The organism is Acidovorax sp. sic0104, from assembly GCF_019219095.1.
Taxonomy (GTDB): Bacteria; Pseudomonadota; Gammaproteobacteria; order Burkholderiales; family Burkholderiaceae_C; genus Acidovorax.
The window spans coordinates 62681-78483 of record NZ_JAHUWH010000011.1 but is presented as its reverse complement, the minus strand read 5'-3'; the positions used below and the strand labels follow the sequence as shown (position 1 = coordinate 78483).

Genomic DNA, 15803 nt, shown 5'->3' with positions numbered 1-15803 from the left:
CGTTCACAACGCCCTGAAAGACGGTCCCGCATGTCCTCTTCCTACCTGTTTTCCACCGCGCGCGGGTCCGGCCTGCCCGCCACCGAAGCGGCCTTGCTCGCTCTGGCGGTGCTGCTGGCCGCGCTGGCGCTCTTCGGTCCGGTGCTGCCCGCCAGCGTGCACCAACATGGCTTTGCCGACCAGCGCGTGCTGTGGGGCATCCCGTGCGCGCTGGATGTGCTGAGCAACCTGCCGTTCGCCGCCGCAGGGCTGTGGGGGTTGCTGTGGCTGCGCGGCGTGGATCGGCAAGCTGTCGACGCGGTCTCTCGCGCCGGCGCGTACCTGTTCTTTGTCGGCCTGGTCTTCACGGCCGTTGGCTCCACGCTGTACCACCTGCGCCCCGACGATGCCGGCCTGCTGTGGGACCGCCTGGGCATGGTGCTGCCATTCGCGGGGTTGTTGGGCCTGGCGGCTGCGGGCCGCGTGAGCGGCCGTGCCGGCTGGGCCGCGATGGGCGCCGTGCTGCTGGCGGGCCCTGCAGCCGTGCTGTGGTGGGCGCATGCCGGCAGCCTGCTGCCCTGGGCCGTGGTGCAGCTGGGCGGCATGTTCGTGGTGGTGGTGCTGGCCCTGCTGCCGCGGCGTGCGGGCACGCTGCCCGTGCACCTGGGGGCCGTGATCGCGATGTATGGCCTGGCCAAGTTGTTCGAGGCGGCCGACCACGCGGTGTTCGACGCCACGGCGCAGTGGGTGTCGGGCCACAGCCTCAAGCACCTGCTGGCCGCGGGCGCCGCGTGGCCGGTGCTGATGGCGGTGGGGGCTTTGCGCCACAAAGCAACGCCGGGGGCCGCGTTCGTCACCGTGTCCGGGCAGAATGGCGCCCACACCGGGGGTGCCGCGCGCAGAGTGCGCGCCGGTCCATACCAACACACGGCCGCGGCCGCTACCGCCGACCCATCGGACACGAGGAGAAACGCATGAACCCCGAGACCACCTCACCGAACGTGCCGCAGGCGCCCGCCTTGCCGGCGCAGGCCCCGGCCGCCGCCACGCACGGCCCCGCCCTGGGGCATGAGGACCCGAACCAGTTCGCGCTGCTGCGCCAGCGGCGTTTCGCGCCGTTCTTCTGGACCCAGTTCTCGGGCGCGGCCAACGACAACCTCTTCAAGTTCGCCTTCACCGTCATGGTGACCTACCAGCTCAGCGTGTCGTGGCTGCCACCAGCGATGGCGGGGCTGGTGATCGGCGCGCTGTTCATCCTGCCGTTCCTGCTGTTCTCGGCCACGTCGGGCCAGCTCACCGACAAGTACGACAAGACGAAGATGATCCGCTTCGTGAAGAACCTGGAGATCGCCATCATGCTGGTGGCGGCGGGCGGCTTCATCGCGGGCAACGTGCCCATCCTGCTGCTGTGCACCTTCCTGATGGGTGTGCACTCCACGCTGTTCGGGCCGGTCAAGTTCGCCTACATGCCCCAGGTGCTCAGCGAGCGAGAGCTCACGGGCGGCAACGGCATGGTCGAGATGGGCACCTTCGTGGCCATCCTGCTGGGCAACGTGGCGGGTGGCCTGCTGGTGGCCCTGCCCGGCATCGGCCACACCACGGTGGCGATCGCATGCGTGGCGCTTGCGCTGGCGGGGCGGCTGGTGGCGCAATTCATCCCGTCGGTGCCGGCCACCGACCCGGGTCTCACCATCAACTGGAACCCCTTCACCGAAACCTGGCGCAACCTGCAGCTGGCGCGGCAGAACGTGGTGGTGTTCCGCTCGCTCCTGGGCATCAGCTGGATGTGGTTCTTCGGCGCGGTGTTCCTGAGCCAGTTTCCGAGCCTGGCCAAGGAGGTCCTGCACGGCAACGAGCAGGTGGCCTCGCTGCTCCTGGTGGTGTTCTCCATTGGCATTGGCATCGGCTCGCTGCTGTGCGAGGTGCTCTCGCGCCGGCATGTCGAGATCGGCCTGGTGCCACTCGGGGCCATCGGCATGAGCGTGTTCTCCATCGATCTGTACTTCGCGTCGCGCAGCCTTGCGCCGTCCGAGATCATGGGGCTGTCGGCCTTCCTGGCGCAGAGCCAGCACTGGCGCGTGATGCTCGACCTGGCGCTGCTCAGCCTGTTCGCCGGCTTGTACAGCGTGCCCATGTATGCGTTGATCCAGATGCGCAGCCAGCCCACGCACCGCGCCCGCATCATCGCGGCCAACAACATCCTGAACGCGCTGTTCATGATCGGCAGCTCGCTCATCGCAGGGGCCCTGCTGGGCGCGGGCTTCTCGGTGCCGCAGATATTCCTGTTCACCGGCCTGGCCAATGCGGTGGTGGCGTTCTACATCTTCATGCTGGTGCCCGAGTACCTGCTGCGCTTCGTGGCGTGGGTGTCGTCGCGCTTCGTGTACCGCTTCAAGGTGCAGGGCGACGAGCACCTGCCTTCCACCGGCGCAGCCATCCTGGCCTGCAACCACGTGAGCTTCGTCGATGCGGTGCTGCTCATGGCCGCGAGTCCCCGGCCCATCTACTTCGTGATGGACCACCGCATCTTTAGCGTGCCGGTGCTGGGCTGGCTGTTCCGCCTGGCCAAGGCGATCCCTATCGCCCCGTACAAGGAAGACCCCGCCACCTACGACGCCGCCTTCGAGCGTGCGGCCCAGGTGCTGCGCGAGGGGGACTTGCTGGCCATCTTCCCGGAGGGCGGCATCACCAAGGATGGTCAGCTGCAGGAGTTCAAGGGCGGCATCATGAAGATCATCGAGCGTGCGCGCGAAGAGGGTGTCGAAGCCCCCGTGATCCCCATGGCGCTGACCAACCTGTGGGGCTCGTACTTCAGCCGCATCGAAAAGGGCGGTGCCATGGTGCGGCCGTTCCGCCGCGGGTTCTACAGCCGCGTGGGCCTGAATGTGGGCCAGCCTGTTTCCGCGTCACAGGTGCAGCCGGCGGACCTGCGTTCGCGAGTGGCCGCGCTGCTGCAGGCCTGAGCCGTGCACAGGCGGGTCCCGCCCCCCTGCTGAGCCGCATTTCCGGGCGCATGGATACATGGCCAGGGCGGCCGCTTGCCGGCGGCCTGGCCCGGCCGACCGGGTCAGCCCTTGGGCGCACCCCGGCGGGCTGGTGGTTTGGCGCCCGGTGCCTCGTCCCCGGCCGAGAGCAGCTTTTCGTAGTTGCGGCGCAGGATCAGCCCTGCGTAGTAGACGTGCTCGCGCATCAACTGCTCGGCGCGCACGCAGTCCCGCGCGATAACGGCTTCGACGATGCGGTGGTGGTCGCCGTGCGAGCGCAGGATGATGGGATGGTCGTCCCACAGGATGATGCGGTCCGAGGCGAAGGGAATGTTCTGCGCCTGCTCCGCGAAGCGCGTGACCCAGGGGTTGCCCGAAGCCTCCAGCAGCGTGTCGTGGATTGTCACGTTCATCTGCTGGTAGGGCTCGTGGTCCTCGGGGCGCAGCTCGCCACGCGACAGGATGCGGTCGCCATCCGCCAGCGCGTCGCGCAGCCGCTGTTCCTGCTCGGGCGTGAGTCCGCGCATGGCTGCGTTGCGGCAGGCCAGGCCCTCCAGGACGGCGCGCACCTCGTACGCCGCGACGATCTCCTCCATCTTGAATCCACGCACCAGGTAGCCGCGCTTGGGCTGGTGGTCGACCAGACCCTCGCCGGCCAGGGTGCTCAGGGCCGCGCGCACAGGGGTGCGCGAGACGCCCAGCTTCTCGGCCAGCGGGATTTCCTCCAGCCGCTCATCGGGCCGTATCTCCCCGTTGAGGATCCAGTTGCGCAGCGTCTCGGTCACGTCCTGGGCCAAAGTTCTCATCCCTGCCGCTCCGGTGGAAGTTTTTGTCAAGTATACATGTGAAGCTGAAAATTGCCGTTTTAGGGGTTATCCCTGAGATTGCATGGTGATCATGTATACATAATTGCCCCCGTCGCGCATTCTGCGTGACAGTGATCAATCAAGGGGCAGGCGTGAACATGGCAAGGCTTGGAAGTGGCGACGATGGCTGGTTGGGACTGGCGGATCGCATCTGTGTGGTGACGGGCGCCGGTGGCGGCATCGGCTTCGAAATCGCCGCGCAACTGCTGGACGCAGGGGCGCGCGTCGCGCTGCTTGACAGCGACGCGCAGCGCCTGGAGGAGCTTGCCACCGGGCTGCCGGAACATGCGGGCCGGGTGCTGGCGATCCGCTGCGACGTGACCGACCCCCTCAGCGTGCAGGCTGCGGCGGACCAGGTGGAAAAGACCTGGGGGGCTGCGGAGCTGCTGGTCAACAATGCCGCAGCCCTGTATGCCGATGCGCTGATGGACATCGCCATCGACAAGTGGAACCAGCTGCTGTCGGTCAACCTGACGGGCTACCTGCTGTGCGCCCAGGCCTTCGGGCGGCAGATGATCGCCCACGGTGGTGGCGCGATGGTCCACATCGCCTCCATTTCCGCCAGCATTCCGCAGCCCTACAGCGGCTCCTACAGCGTGAGCAAAGCGGGCGTGAAGATGCTGTCGCAACTGCTGGCCGTCGAACTGGGCGAGCACGGGGTGCGCAGCAACGTGGTCAGCCCCGCGATGATCCGCACGCCCATGAGCGAGGGCATCTACCAGGACCCCGCCGTGCGCCAGCGGCGCGAACAGATCGTGCCGGCCGGGCGCATCAGCACGCCGTCGGACATCGCCGGCGCCGTGCTCTTCCTCTCCAGCGACCGGGCGAGCTACATCAGCGGCCAGGAGCTCCTCATCGACGGCGGCCTGACGCAGGCCTGGCTGGGGATGATTCCCCGCCCCGGATTCGAGAAGAAGGACACGGCAGCCCAGCCGACCGCCTGACGCCGTTCGCACCCCTCACCTCACCACCATAAAAAGGAGACTCTCGTGAAACCAGCCAAGTCCTTGCTCGTGGCCTGCGTGGCCGCGCTTTCCACCCTCTGTGCCCAGGCGCAGACCGATCCGGGCCTGACCGACAAGACCATCAAGCTGGGCCTGTTCGGGCCGCTGTCGGGCAACTCCATGGCCTACGGCTTCGACGTGATGAACGCGGCCAAGATGTACTACGACAAGGTCAACAAGGAAGGCGGCATCCACGGGCGCAAGATCGAGCTGGTGGTCGAGGACGACCGCTGCAATGCCAACGACCTGTTGGCGGCCGTGAAGAAGCTCACCGAGCAGGACAAGGTGTTCGCCCTCAACGGCGGTTCCTGCTCTGCCGCAGTGGTAGGCGCACGCGAATACGTGGAGCGCTCGCAGATTCCCCTGGTGATGCTCAACGCATCGGGCGACGGAGCCCTGTACCCCCCCTCCAAGTACATCTACGGCGCGTTCTCCATCTCGCAGCGCGCTGTGGGCGGCTCGATGGTGCAGTTCGCCGCGGAGCACCTCAAGGGCAAGAAGATCGGCTACATCAACCACGATGACGCCTACGGCGGCTGGAACCTTGAGGCCGCCGAGTTCCAGGCCAAGAAGCTCGGCGTGGACCTGCAGGTCCAGTCGGTCGCGCCCAACCTGACCGATGTGACCGCGCCGATGCTCAAGATCCGCGCGTCCAACCCCGACGTGCTGCTGATCACCACCTACGCACGCCCCGTCAGCCTGCTGGTGAAGAAGGCGCAGGAGCTGGGCTGGACCAAGCCCATCGTGATTGCCGTGAATGGCACGGCCGATCTCAAGCAGCTGGTCGAGAACGTGGGCAGCAAGGAAGCGTTCAAGAACGTCTATCTGCAGGAAGTGATGGCGGACGTGGCCGGCGGCCCCAAGCTCAAGTGGGTCTACGACATGTACAAGGCTTACTACCCCGAGCTGGCCGCCAAGCCAGGCTATCCCCAGACCTACATGCCCTACGGCATCCCCTCGGCGATGACGGTGGTCAATGCACTCAAGGCAGCAGGGCCCCAGCTCACGCGGGAGAAGTTCCTCACGGCGCTGTCTCAGACCAAGTTCGAGTCGAACGTGATGGCTGGCCCGATCGAGCTGACCCCCACCGACCATGCAGGCCAGAAGTCGGCCATCTACCTCAAGTTCGATGGCACCAACATGACCGCAGTCCCCGGCGCTTACCGCAGCCTGTGGACCTACCAGCCCAAGTAAGCAACCAACCAGGAGAAGGGGTCGGTACGCAACTCGCGTGCGCGCCGCCCCTCCATTGACATGAGTTTCAGTGAGATTTGGCTGTTCCTGCAGCAGGGCGTCCTGTCCGGCCTGGTGACGGGCAGCGTCTATGCGCTGCTGGCCATCGCCATCGTCGCGATCTTCAAGACCACCGACGTGCCGAACTTCGCCCAGGGCGAGATCTTCATGATCGGCGGCTATGTGGCGCTGTCCCTGTTGCTGATCGCGGGCTGGTCCTACGCCGTGGTCATCCCTGTCACGGTGGTCGCCGTGGCGGTGGGCGCCGCGCTCTTTCAGCGCGTGGTGATGGAGCGCGTGACCCGCTCCAAGGGGGTGGGGCCGCAGTTGGTGATCGCCACGCTCGGCCTGGCCTACATGCTCAAGGGCCTGGTGCGCCAGACCGGGCTGGGCGACACGCCGCGTTCGCTGCCGTCCCTCGTCTCCAACGACCCGGTGATCATCGGCGATGCCTTCCTTACGCGGCTTGACGTGGCGATCTTTGTCGCATCCCTCATCGCGATGGTGCTGATCTACCTGATGTTCAACCACACGCGCATCGGCAAGGCGATGCGGGCCGTGGGCATGAACCCCCGCGCGGCGCAGATCGTCGGCATCCGCCTGTCGCGCATCCGCATGCTGGTGTGGGCCATGGCGGGCCTGCTGTCCGCGCTGGCGGCACTGCTCATCACGCCCAAGATACTGATCACGCCGGACATCGCGCACATCGCCATCCTGGCCTATGCGGCAGCCATCGTGGGCGGTTTCACCAGCCTGCCGGGTGCCGTGCTGGGCGGTCTCATCATCGGCATCGTCGAGAACCTGGTGGGCCTTTTCATTTCCACCAATGCCATCGTGGTCGCTCCCTTCCTGGCCATCCTGGTCACGCTGATCCTGCGTCCGCAGGGCATCCTGGGTGGCAAGCCCCAAGTCAAGAAAGTATGAAAACCATGACCCGCGATCACTGGGCATTGCTCGCTGCCGCCCTGGTTCTGTTGATCCTCCCCTTCGCCGTGTCGGGCTATGTCCTGTACGTGGTCAACCTGCTGATGGTCTTCGTGGTGCTGGCCCTGGGCATGCACGTCGTGATCGGCGAGTCGGGCCAGTTCGCGCTGGCGCACGCCGCCTTCTTCGGCATCGGCATCTATACGGCCGGCATCATCAACACGGCCTGGCATCCGCCTTTCGTGCTGTCCATCCTGGCTGGCGGCGCCCTGTCGGCCGTGCTGGGCTACCTCATCGGCTACCTGGCGCTGCGCATGCGCGACATCTACCTGGCCCTGGCGACCTTTGCCTTTGGCGAGGCGATGCAATGGGTCTTCCTGAGCTGGGAGAAAGTCACAGGCGGCTCCAACGGCATGAAGATGGACCCGGCCGACCTGTTCGGCTACCGCCTGACCAACGACCTGCAGGCCTACCCATTCGTGGTGGTCTTGACCGGCCTGATGCTGTGGCTGACCGTGGCGCTGGCGCGCTCGCAGTACGGGTCATCGCTGCGGGCCGTGCGCGAGAGCGATGTGGCCGCGATGGCCATGGGCATCAACGTCAAGGCCATGAAGCAGAGTGCCTTCGCCATCTCGGCGGCGTTTGCCGGCATCGCTGGCGGCATGTACACGCTGTTCACCTCCTTCATCCACCCGGAAAGCCTGGGCTTTCAGACCACCATCCTGGTACTCACCATGGTCGTCGTGGGCGGCATGGGCTCGGTGCGCGGGGCGGTGGCCGGTGCCATCGCGTTTGGCCTGATCTCCGAGCTGCTGCGCCAGCTGATGTCGGTGCAGGAAATCATCTATGGCGTGATCCTCATGGGGTTCATGATGTTCATGCCCAAGGGTTTGTTCGCAGACCGCAACCGCCGGGTCGCCCGCAAGCCAGGCAATGGGGTGCAGGCATGAGCACGCGCCCCTTCCTCGAAGTGTCGGGCATCACCGTGCGCTTTGGCGGCCTGGTGGCCGTGAACAACCTCTCCTTCGACGTGGCGCGTGGCTCCATCCATGCACTGATCGGTCCCAACGGGGCGGGCAAGTCCACCACCTTCAACTGCATCTCGCGTTACTACCAGCCCACCGAGGGCCGCATCGTTGTGGATGGCGAGGACGTGACGCACCATGCACCTTCGCGCATGGCAGGCATGGGCATCGCCCGCACTTTCCAGAACCTGGAGCTGTTCGGCGACCTCAGCGTGTACGAGAACGTTTTGCTGGGCTGCCATTCGCACAGCGCCAACACTCTTGGCCGCCTGCTGCGCCGTCCCGGCGGCGAGATCCGCGATCTGGTGGACAGCCTCATCGAGCGTGTGGGCCTGACCCACGACCGCAACACCCGCGCCAAGGAGCTCGACTTTGGCCACCAGAAGCTGCTGGAGATCGCGCGCGCCCTGGCGCTCAAGCCGCGCCTGCTGCTGCTCGACGAACCGGCGGCCGGCCTGCGCAACCGGGACATCGAGAACCTGGACCGCCTGCTCACGCAGCTGGCCGAGAAGGACGGCATCACCGTGCTTCTGGTCGAACACGTGATGCAGCTGGTGATGTCGATCTCCGACCGCATCACCGTCATGTCCTTCGGCCAGAAGATCGCCGAGGGCACCCCCAAGGAAATCAGCGAGAACCCCACCGTGATCGAAGCCTACCTCGGCAAGGGAGCCGCCCATGCCTGACTCCCTGCAGCCAGCAACTCAGGGCGCGCTGCTCGAAGTTCGCGGCATCAGCGCTTCCTACGGCGCCATCCAGGCGTTGTCTGGCGTGAGCCTGTCCGTACCGCAAGGCTCCATCGTGGCCCTGCTGGGCAGCAATGGCGCCGGCAAGAGCAGCACGCTCAACGCCATCTCGCATCTGATCGAGCCCACCGCGGGGGAGGTCCTCTTTGCAGGCGAAGCCATCCACCGGCAGCCCTCCGACGACATCGTGCGCAAGGGACTCGTGCAGGTGCCCGAGGGCCGCGAGGTGTTCAAGGAAATGAGCGTGCGCGAGAACCTGGAGCTGGGCGCCTTCCTGCGCCGCGACCGCGCCGCGATTGCCGAAGACCTGGACAAGGTCTACGCGATGTTCCCGCGGCTCAAGGAGCGCTCGGAGCAGCGCGCCGCCACCTTGTCGGGCGGCGAACAGCAGATGCTGGCCATCGGCCGGGCGCTGATGTCGCGCCCACGGCTCATCATGTTCGACGAGCCTTCGATGGGGCTGTCGCCGCTGCTCGTGGAACAGATCTTCGAGGCGATCCTGCGGCTCAACCGGGAGCAGGGCCTGACCATCCTGCTGGTGGAGCAGGACGTGCGCCTGGCGCTCACGGTCGCCAGCCATGCCTACATCCTCGAAAACGGTGAGATCACGCTGCAAGGTGCTGCAGCCCAGCTCATGGACGATCCGGCCGTGCGCCGGGCCTACCTCGGCGTCTGAACGGCGCCCTTCAATTTGAGGAGTAATCGGATGGACTTGTTGAAAGGCAAGCTCGCGCTGGTGACCGGCGCGGGCGGCGGACTGGGTTCTGCCATTGCGCTGGGCTTTGCGAACGAGGGGGCGCGGGTGGTTTGCGCCGACATCGATGCAGGCAAGGCCGAGGCCACGGCCCAGCGCATCCGCGATGCCGGGGGCGAGGCCTTCGGCGTGGCGATCGATGTGTGCGACAGGGCGGCGGTCCAGGCCTGCGCGGCAGACCTGCGCGCGCGGCTCGGCCCCATCGACGTGCTGATCAACAACGCGGGCATCTCCGGCCGCGCGTGCATCGATGATCCGCAGGCGCCCGAGGTATGGGACCGCCTGATCGACGTCAACCTGCAGGGCCTGTTCAACGTCACCCACGCCTTCGTGCCTGCGCTCAAGGAGACCCGGGGCTGCATCGTGAACCTGTCGTCCATCGTCGCCTTCGTGAGCGGCATCTCCTCGGCAGGGTACGTCGCGTCCAAGGGCGCCGTGCGCTCGCTGACGCAGGTATTGGCCCGCGACCTGGCGCCTTTTGGGGTGCGTGCCAACGCGGTGGCGCCCGGGCTGATGCTGACCGAGATGGTGGCTCCCCAGCTGGCGGTGCCCGGCGGCACGGACTGGTACATGAAGCGCGTGCCTGCTGCGCGCGGCGGCGAGGTCCAGGAGATCGTCGGTCCCGTCGTCTTCCTGTGCTCCCCCATGGCCAGCTACGTGAACGGTGTGGTGCTGCCGGTCGATGGCGGCTTTCTCTCGGCTTGATCGGAATCTTCGGAAAAAACATGGACGACAACAACAGCAAACCGATTGCCCTGGTCACCGGCGGGGCCGGTGGAATGGGCCTGGCCACCGTCGAACGCCTGGCCCGCGACGGCTACGCCGTGGTGATGGTGGACCGCGATGAAGCCCTGGCGCAGCGCGAGACCGGCCGTTTGAAGGGCCTGGGCCTGGATGTGCAGTGCCGCGTGCTCGACCTGACGGACGAAGCGGCCGTGCGTGGCCTGGTGCAGTCCCTGCCCCCGGTGCGCGCTCTGGTCAACAACGCCGGCATCTTCGACGAGCGCAAGTTCCTGGAGGTGAGCAACGACGACTTCCGCCGTGCCTACGAGGTCAACCTCATCGCCGTGGCCACGCTCACACAGGAAGTAGCCAAGACCATGCCCGAGGGCGGCCGCATCGTGAACATCGCTTCGCGCGCGTACCTGGGGGCGAAGAACCACCCGCACTACGTGGCCTCCAAGGCGGCCGTGGTGGGCTACACGCGCGCCAGTGCCATGGAACTGGCGCCGCGCGGCATCCTGGTCAACGCGATCGCGCCGGGGCTGATCGACACGCCCATCCTGCGCGCGCTCACGCCCGAGCGGCTGGCGGCGCAGCTCGCGCTGCAGCCCACGGGCAAGGCCGGCAGTCCGCAAGACATCGCCCAGGCGGTGGCCTTCCTCGTGTCGCCGCAGACGGGCTTCATCACCGGGCAGGTGCTGTTCGTCGATGGCGGCAAGTCGCTGGGCGGGTCGGGCGCATGACGGCGCCGCATTGGGACGCCGAGTACGACGTCGTCGTCATCGGTGCGGGCGCGGGTGGCATGGCCGCCGCGCTGACCGCGAAGATCGAAGGCTGCAGCGTGCTGCTGGTGGAGAAGACCGACCGCGTGGGCGGCTCCACCGCCATCTCCGGCGGGGCCGTGTGGGCGCCGCTCAATGCACAGTCGGCGCAGGTGGGCCACCCCGACAGCTTCGAGAAGGTCTGGACCTATCTGCGCAACACGGTGGGCGATGCCGCGCCGGCAGGGATGCAGCAGGCCTTCGTGCGCCACGGCGCCGGCATGGTCGACTACCTGGAGAAGCACACCGCGGTGCGGCTGGTCGCGCGCAGCTACTCGCCCGACTACTACCCCGACCGCGAGGGCGCGGCCTTCGGCGGCCGCTCGCTCGACCCGGCGATGTTCGACGGGCGTGAACTGGGCGCGCATTTCAAGGAACTGCGCGATCCCCTGCCCGAATTCATGGTGCTGGGCGGGATGATGGTGACCATGACCGATGCCAAGCACCTGCTGGCGGTCACGCGCTCGTTCACGTCCTGGCGCGAAGGCATGAAGCTCGTACTGCGCTATTTTTCCGACCGGCTGCGCGGCTACCACCGTGGCACGCGCCTGGTGCTGGGCAATGCGCTGGCGGCCCGGCTTTTCAAGAGCGTGATCGACCGTGGCATCGACTACTGGCTGGACACAGCGGTGCAGAAGCTGGACGTGTCCCATGGCGCGGTGGTGGGCGTCTCACTGGTGCGCGCGGGCAAGCCGGTGCAGGTGCGGGCACGCCGCGGCGTGGTGGTGGCCACGGGCGGATTCCCCTGGGGCGAAGAACTGCGCAGTGCGCACTACCCCGCGCCGACGGGGCCCTGGTCCATGTCGCCGCAGGGCAACCGGGGCGAGGGCATCGCGCTGGCGCGCCAAGCCGGCGCGGTGCTGGGGCAGGGCCATACCAACCCGGCGTTCTGGGCGCCGGTCTCCATCCTGCAGCGGCCCGATGGCTCGGTCGTGCGCTATCCGCACCTGGTCTGGGACCGTGCCAAGCCCGGCCTCATGGCCGTGAACGGTGCAGGCCAGCGCTTCGTCAACGAGTCGACGTCTTACCACGAGTTCGTGCGGGCGATGTACCGCTCGCACGAGACAGTGCCCACCCTGCCGGCTTACCTGGTGTGCGACAGTGACTTCATGGAGCAGTGGGGCATGGGTCTGGCGCTGCCTGGCGGACGCCCGCGCGATCACCTCGTCAAGGCGGGCTACCTGGTGAAGGCCCCGACGCTCCAGGCGCTGGGCGATGCCCTGGGCATCGGCGGCGCCGCGCTTGCGGCCACCGCCGCGCGCTTCAACGCGCAGGCCGAGCAGGGGCGCGATGACGACTTCGGCAAGGGCAGCACCGAGTACAACCGCTACCTCGGGGATGCGGCGCACCAGCCCAACCCCTGCATCGGTGCGCTGGGCCAGGGACCGTTCTATGCCGTGAAGGTGTTCGCTGGCGACATCGGCACTGCCGTGGGCATTGCCTGCAACGAGGATGCCCAGGCGCTCGATGCGGCCGGCCAACCCATTGAGGGCCTGTACGTGGCGGGCAACGACATGCATTCGGTGATGGGGGGCGAGTACCCCGCGCCCGGCATCACCCTGGGGCCGGCTCTGACCTTCGGGTGGATCGCCGGCCGACAGCTTGCGCAGGCTGCGCCTTCCCATCCATGAACCGGTGAACTTCCATGCAGATCTACTTCTCTCCGTTCTCCCCCTACGTGCGCAAGTGCCTGGTGACGGCGCACGAGCTGGGCCTCAGCGACCGCGTGCAGCTGCTGCCGTCCAACGCCAATCCGGTGCAGCGCGACCGGGACATCATCGCCAGGAACCCGCTGGGCAAGGTGCCGACCTTCATCACCGATGAGGGCGCCGTGCTTTTCGACAGCCGCGTCATCTGCGAGTACCTCGATGTGCTGGGCAATGGCTCGCTGCACCCCCGCAGCGGCGATGCGCGCTGGGACGCGCTCACGCTCCAGGCGCTGGGCGACGGGATCCTCGACGGTGCCCTGATCGCCCGTTACGAAGATGTGGCGCGGCCCGAGCCGCTGCGCTGGCCCGAGTGGCGCACCGCGCAACTGGACAAGGCCGAGACGTCGCTGGCGCACCTGTCGGACCATCCGCAGCTCATCGCGCCGCAGCGTGTGGACATCGGCACGCTGACGGTGGCGTGCGCCCTCTGGTACCTGGACCTGCGCTTTGCGGACTTCGGCTGGCGCGCCCGGCACCCGGCCGTGGCGGCCTGGTACGAAGCGTTCTCCCAGCGGCCATCGCTGCAGGCGAGCTGGGCGCTTTGATCCGGAATTGGTGGTTGCCGCGCAGCGGCAGGCAGGCTTATTCCGCCCGGATGTTTGCGCGCTGCGCAATGGCCCGCATGCGCGGCAGTTCGTCCTCGATCTGCGCCTGTACCGCATCGCCCGGAGCGTAGGCCTGCTCCAGGCCGCTGGCGATGAGCTTGCTGCGTATCTCGGCATCGGCCATGGTTTCGGACAGTGCCTTGCCGAGCTTGGCCTTGGCATCGGCGGGCAGGCCGCGGGGGGCCACCACCGCCAGCCACGAATCGGCGGCAAAGCCTGCAAAGCCGTTTTCGGCCACTGTGGGCACATCGGGCAACTGCGTGGCCCGCGCGGCGCCGGTGACCACAATGGGCTTGATCTTGCCGCCCTTGAGCTGCGGCAGCGCGGCGGCCACCGTATCGATGGTGAACGGGATCTGCCCGCCGATCAGATCGCTCATGGCCGGTGCGCTGCCCCGGTAGGGCACGTGCATCAGCTTGATGCCGGTGGCCGACCACATCAGCTCGGCCGCGAAGTGGCCGGTGGTGCCAGCGCCGAACGAGCCGTACGAGAACTTGTCCGGAGCTCGGTTCACCGCCGCGATCAGCTGCTTGAGGTTCCCTACCGGCACATCGCGGTGGGCCAGCAGGATCAGCGGCACGCGCGCCACCATGCCTACCGGCTCGAAGCTCTTGACCGGGTCGTAGGGCAGCTTGTTGTTGAGTGCCGGGTTGACGGTGAAGGTGGAGCCCGAGCTGATCAGCAGCGTGTAGCCGTCCGCTGGTGCGTTGGCCACGAAGGAAGCGCCGACGATGGTGCCCGCGCCCGCCTTGTTCTCGATCACCACCGCCTGGCCCAGGCGTTCGCCCAGCTTCTTGCTGATCAGCCGGCCGACGATGTCCACCGCGCCGCCGGGCGGGAAGGGCACGATGAGCTGGACGGGCCTGGCGGGGTAGCTGTCGGCATGGGCCAGCGGCGCGAAGCCCACGCCTGCGGCAGCGGCTGCGATGGCAGCGATGGACATGGCGACGCTCGTGCGTCGTGACAGAGGCAAGTGCTTCATTCGGCGATCCTTCGGGTGAGGGCTGGGCCAGCCAGCCGTTGCTGCCTGCGGACAGGAAGGGGCCAGGGCGTGCCAGTCTTCGTCTCGCCCTGGCCTCGGGAGGCCTGTCGCTACCACGGAACTCTGCAAGGCCGCCACGGCCGGGAGCTTCCGGGCCATGGCGGGGCGACCCGGCGGCACGCGCGGGTCAAGGGGAATGAGAGACGCTCAGATCATCGACAGCCCGGCCAGCCGGCACAGGCGTTGCTGCTCCGTCTCCTCGCTGGGCGCGTCAGCCGTTGCGAAAAAGAAAGCTGTAGGCGTTGAGCGCCGGCACCCCTCCCAGGTGCGCGTACAGGACACGGGAGCCTTCGGGGAATTCGCCCTTGCGCACCATGTCGATCATGCCGTGCATGGACTTGCCTTCGTACACCGGGTCGGTGAGCATGCCTTCCTGGCGTGCGCACAGGCGGATGGCTTCGAGCGTGCCCTCGTTGGGCAGGCCGTATTCGGGGCCGCCGTAGCGGGTGTCCAGGATCACATCCTCGGCCGTGATCTCCTGGCCCAGTTCCACCAGCTTGGCCGTGTTCTGCGCGATGCGCAGCACCTGGGCATGGGTCTTTTCGGGCTTGGCCGATGCGTCGATGCCGATCACCTTGCGCGCCCGGCCGTCGGCCGCAAAGCCCACCACCATGCCAGCCTGCGTGCTGCCCGTGACCGAGCACACGACGATGTAGTCGAACTGGAAGCCCAGCTCTTTCTCTTGCTGGCGCACTTCCTCGGCAAAGCCCACGAAGCCCAGGCCGCCGTAGGGGTGCTCGGAGCAGCCGGCCGGGATGGGGAAGGGCTTGCCGCCGGCCTTCTTCACGTCCTCCATGGCCTGCTCCCAGCTGGGGCGGATGCCGATGTCGAAGCCCGCAGCGTCCAGGCGCACGTCGGCGCCCATGATGCGGCTCATCTCGATGTTGCCCACGCGGTCGTACACCGCGTCGGAGTAGTTGACCCAGTTCTCCTGCACCAGCACGCACTTCATGCCCAGGTGCGCGGCCACGGCAGCCACCTGGCGCGTCTGGTTGGACTGGATGCCGCCGATGGAGACCAGCGTGTCGTAGCCGCCGGCAATCGCCTCGGGGATCAGGTATTCAAGCTTGCGTGTCTTGTTGCCGCCAAAGGCCAGGCCCGAGTTGCAGTCCTCGCGCTTGGCATACAGGTGCACCTTGCCGCCCAGGTGGGCCGACAGGCGCGGCAGCGCGGTGATGGGCGAGGGCCCGAAGGTCAGCGGGTGGCGGGCGAATTTCTGCAGGTTCATGGCGGTTTCCTCAAGCGGTGATGGGAGCGCAGACCGGGGCGTCTGCCGTGCATCCATCGTAGGAAAACAAGCACTTAACGTGGTTGTGAACTCTGCGTGAAAGTTGGCGTTTTGATGCTGATCAATGAATAATGAGTGATACAAATTTCGGTGATGAGCA

The 15803-nt window shown here is 67.1% G+C and carries 15 protein-coding genes; 12 read left to right on the top strand and 3 right to left on the bottom strand.

What is annotated here, in order from left to right:
- The first annotated feature begins 30 nt into the window (after positions 1 to 30).
- Positions 31 to 957 (top strand): hypothetical protein, encoded by a 927-nt coding sequence (locus KW835_RS17860; protein WP_255593630.1) that lies wholly within the window; start codon positions 31 to 33, stop codon positions 955 to 957.
- On the top strand, positions 954 to 2942 hold the full coding sequence (locus tag KW835_RS17855; protein ID WP_255593629.1) for an MFS transporter: 1989 nt from the start codon (positions 954 to 956) through the stop codon (positions 2940 to 2942). Before KW835_RS17860 ends, KW835_RS17855 begins: the two co-directional genes overlap by 4 nt.
- Before the next feature lie 104 nt (positions 2943 to 3046).
- Here the strand turns inward: KW835_RS17855 and KW835_RS17850 are convergent, their stop codons facing one another.
- A complete protein-coding gene (locus KW835_RS17850; protein WP_218384883.1) occupies positions 3047 to 3769 on the bottom strand; it encodes a GntR family transcriptional regulator in 723 nt (240 codons plus the stop codon).
- 158 nt (positions 3770 to 3927) lie between these two features.
- Between KW835_RS17850 and KW835_RS17845 the strand changes: the two genes are divergently transcribed.
- The 10 genes from KW835_RS17845 to KW835_RS17800 are packed head-to-tail and all read left to right on the top strand — an operon-like array spanning position 3928 to position 13313.
- A complete protein-coding gene (locus tag KW835_RS17845; RefSeq protein ID WP_218384881.1) occupies positions 3928 to 4773 on the top strand; it encodes an SDR family NAD(P)-dependent oxidoreductase in 846 nt (281 codons plus the stop codon).
- 45 nt (positions 4774 to 4818) lie between these two features.
- A complete protein-coding gene (locus KW835_RS17840; RefSeq protein WP_218384880.1) occupies positions 4819 to 6027 on the top strand; it encodes an ABC transporter substrate-binding protein in 1209 nt (402 codons plus the stop codon).
- A gap of 60 nt (positions 6028 to 6087) precedes the next feature.
- Complete coding sequence (locus KW835_RS17835) at positions 6088 to 6990, top strand: branched-chain amino acid ABC transporter permease (protein ID WP_218384878.1); 903 nt, start codon at positions 6088 to 6090, stop codon at positions 6988 to 6990.
- A complete protein-coding gene (locus tag KW835_RS17830; protein WP_255593628.1) occupies positions 6987 to 7940 on the top strand; it encodes a branched-chain amino acid ABC transporter permease in 954 nt (317 codons plus the stop codon). Before KW835_RS17835 ends, KW835_RS17830 begins: the two co-directional genes overlap by 4 nt.
- A complete protein-coding gene (locus KW835_RS17825; RefSeq protein ID WP_218384876.1) occupies positions 7937 to 8701 on the top strand; it encodes an ABC transporter ATP-binding protein in 765 nt (254 codons plus the stop codon). The genes KW835_RS17830 and KW835_RS17825 overlap by 4 nt, the downstream gene beginning before the upstream one ends.
- Positions 8694 to 9437: an ABC transporter ATP-binding protein gene (locus tag KW835_RS17820; RefSeq protein ID WP_218384874.1), complete on the top strand. Its 744-nt coding sequence runs from the start codon at positions 8694 to 8696 to the stop codon at positions 9435 to 9437. The genes KW835_RS17825 and KW835_RS17820 overlap by 8 nt, the downstream gene beginning before the upstream one ends.
- A 30-nt stretch (positions 9438 to 9467) precedes the next feature.
- On the top strand, positions 9468 to 10220 hold the full coding sequence (locus KW835_RS17815; protein WP_218384872.1) for an SDR family NAD(P)-dependent oxidoreductase: 753 nt from the start codon (positions 9468 to 9470) through the stop codon (positions 10218 to 10220).
- Between the two features lie 20 nt (positions 10221 to 10240).
- A complete protein-coding gene (locus tag KW835_RS17810; protein ID WP_218384871.1) occupies positions 10241 to 10981 on the top strand; it encodes an SDR family NAD(P)-dependent oxidoreductase in 741 nt (246 codons plus the stop codon).
- Positions 10978 to 12690: an FAD-dependent oxidoreductase gene (locus tag KW835_RS17805; RefSeq protein WP_218384869.1), complete on the top strand. Its 1713-nt coding sequence runs from the start codon at positions 10978 to 10980 to the stop codon at positions 12688 to 12690. The genes KW835_RS17810 and KW835_RS17805 overlap by 4 nt, the downstream gene beginning before the upstream one ends.
- A gap of 14 nt (positions 12691 to 12704) precedes the next feature.
- A complete protein-coding gene (locus tag KW835_RS17800) occupies positions 12705 to 13313 on the top strand; it encodes a glutathione S-transferase (protein WP_218384867.1) in 609 nt (202 codons plus the stop codon).
- Positions 13314 to 13350: 37 nt separating this feature from the next.
- Here KW835_RS17800 and KW835_RS17795 read toward each other — a convergent pair whose 3' ends face one another.
- Both KW835_RS17795 and KW835_RS17790 read right to left on the bottom strand, forming a co-directional pair.
- Positions 13351 to 14355 carry a tripartite tricarboxylate transporter substrate binding protein gene (locus KW835_RS17795; protein ID WP_218384865.1) on the bottom strand — a complete coding sequence of 335 codons (1005 nt, stop codon included), beginning with the start codon at positions 14353 to 14355 and terminating at the stop codon, positions 13351 to 13353.
- Between the two features lie 271 nt (positions 14356 to 14626).
- Positions 14627 to 15643 (bottom strand): 1-aminocyclopropane-1-carboxylate deaminase, encoded by a 1017-nt coding sequence (locus KW835_RS17790; RefSeq protein ID WP_116750176.1) that lies wholly within the window; start codon positions 15641 to 15643, stop codon positions 14627 to 14629.
- Positions 15644 to 15803 lie beyond the last annotated feature (160 nt).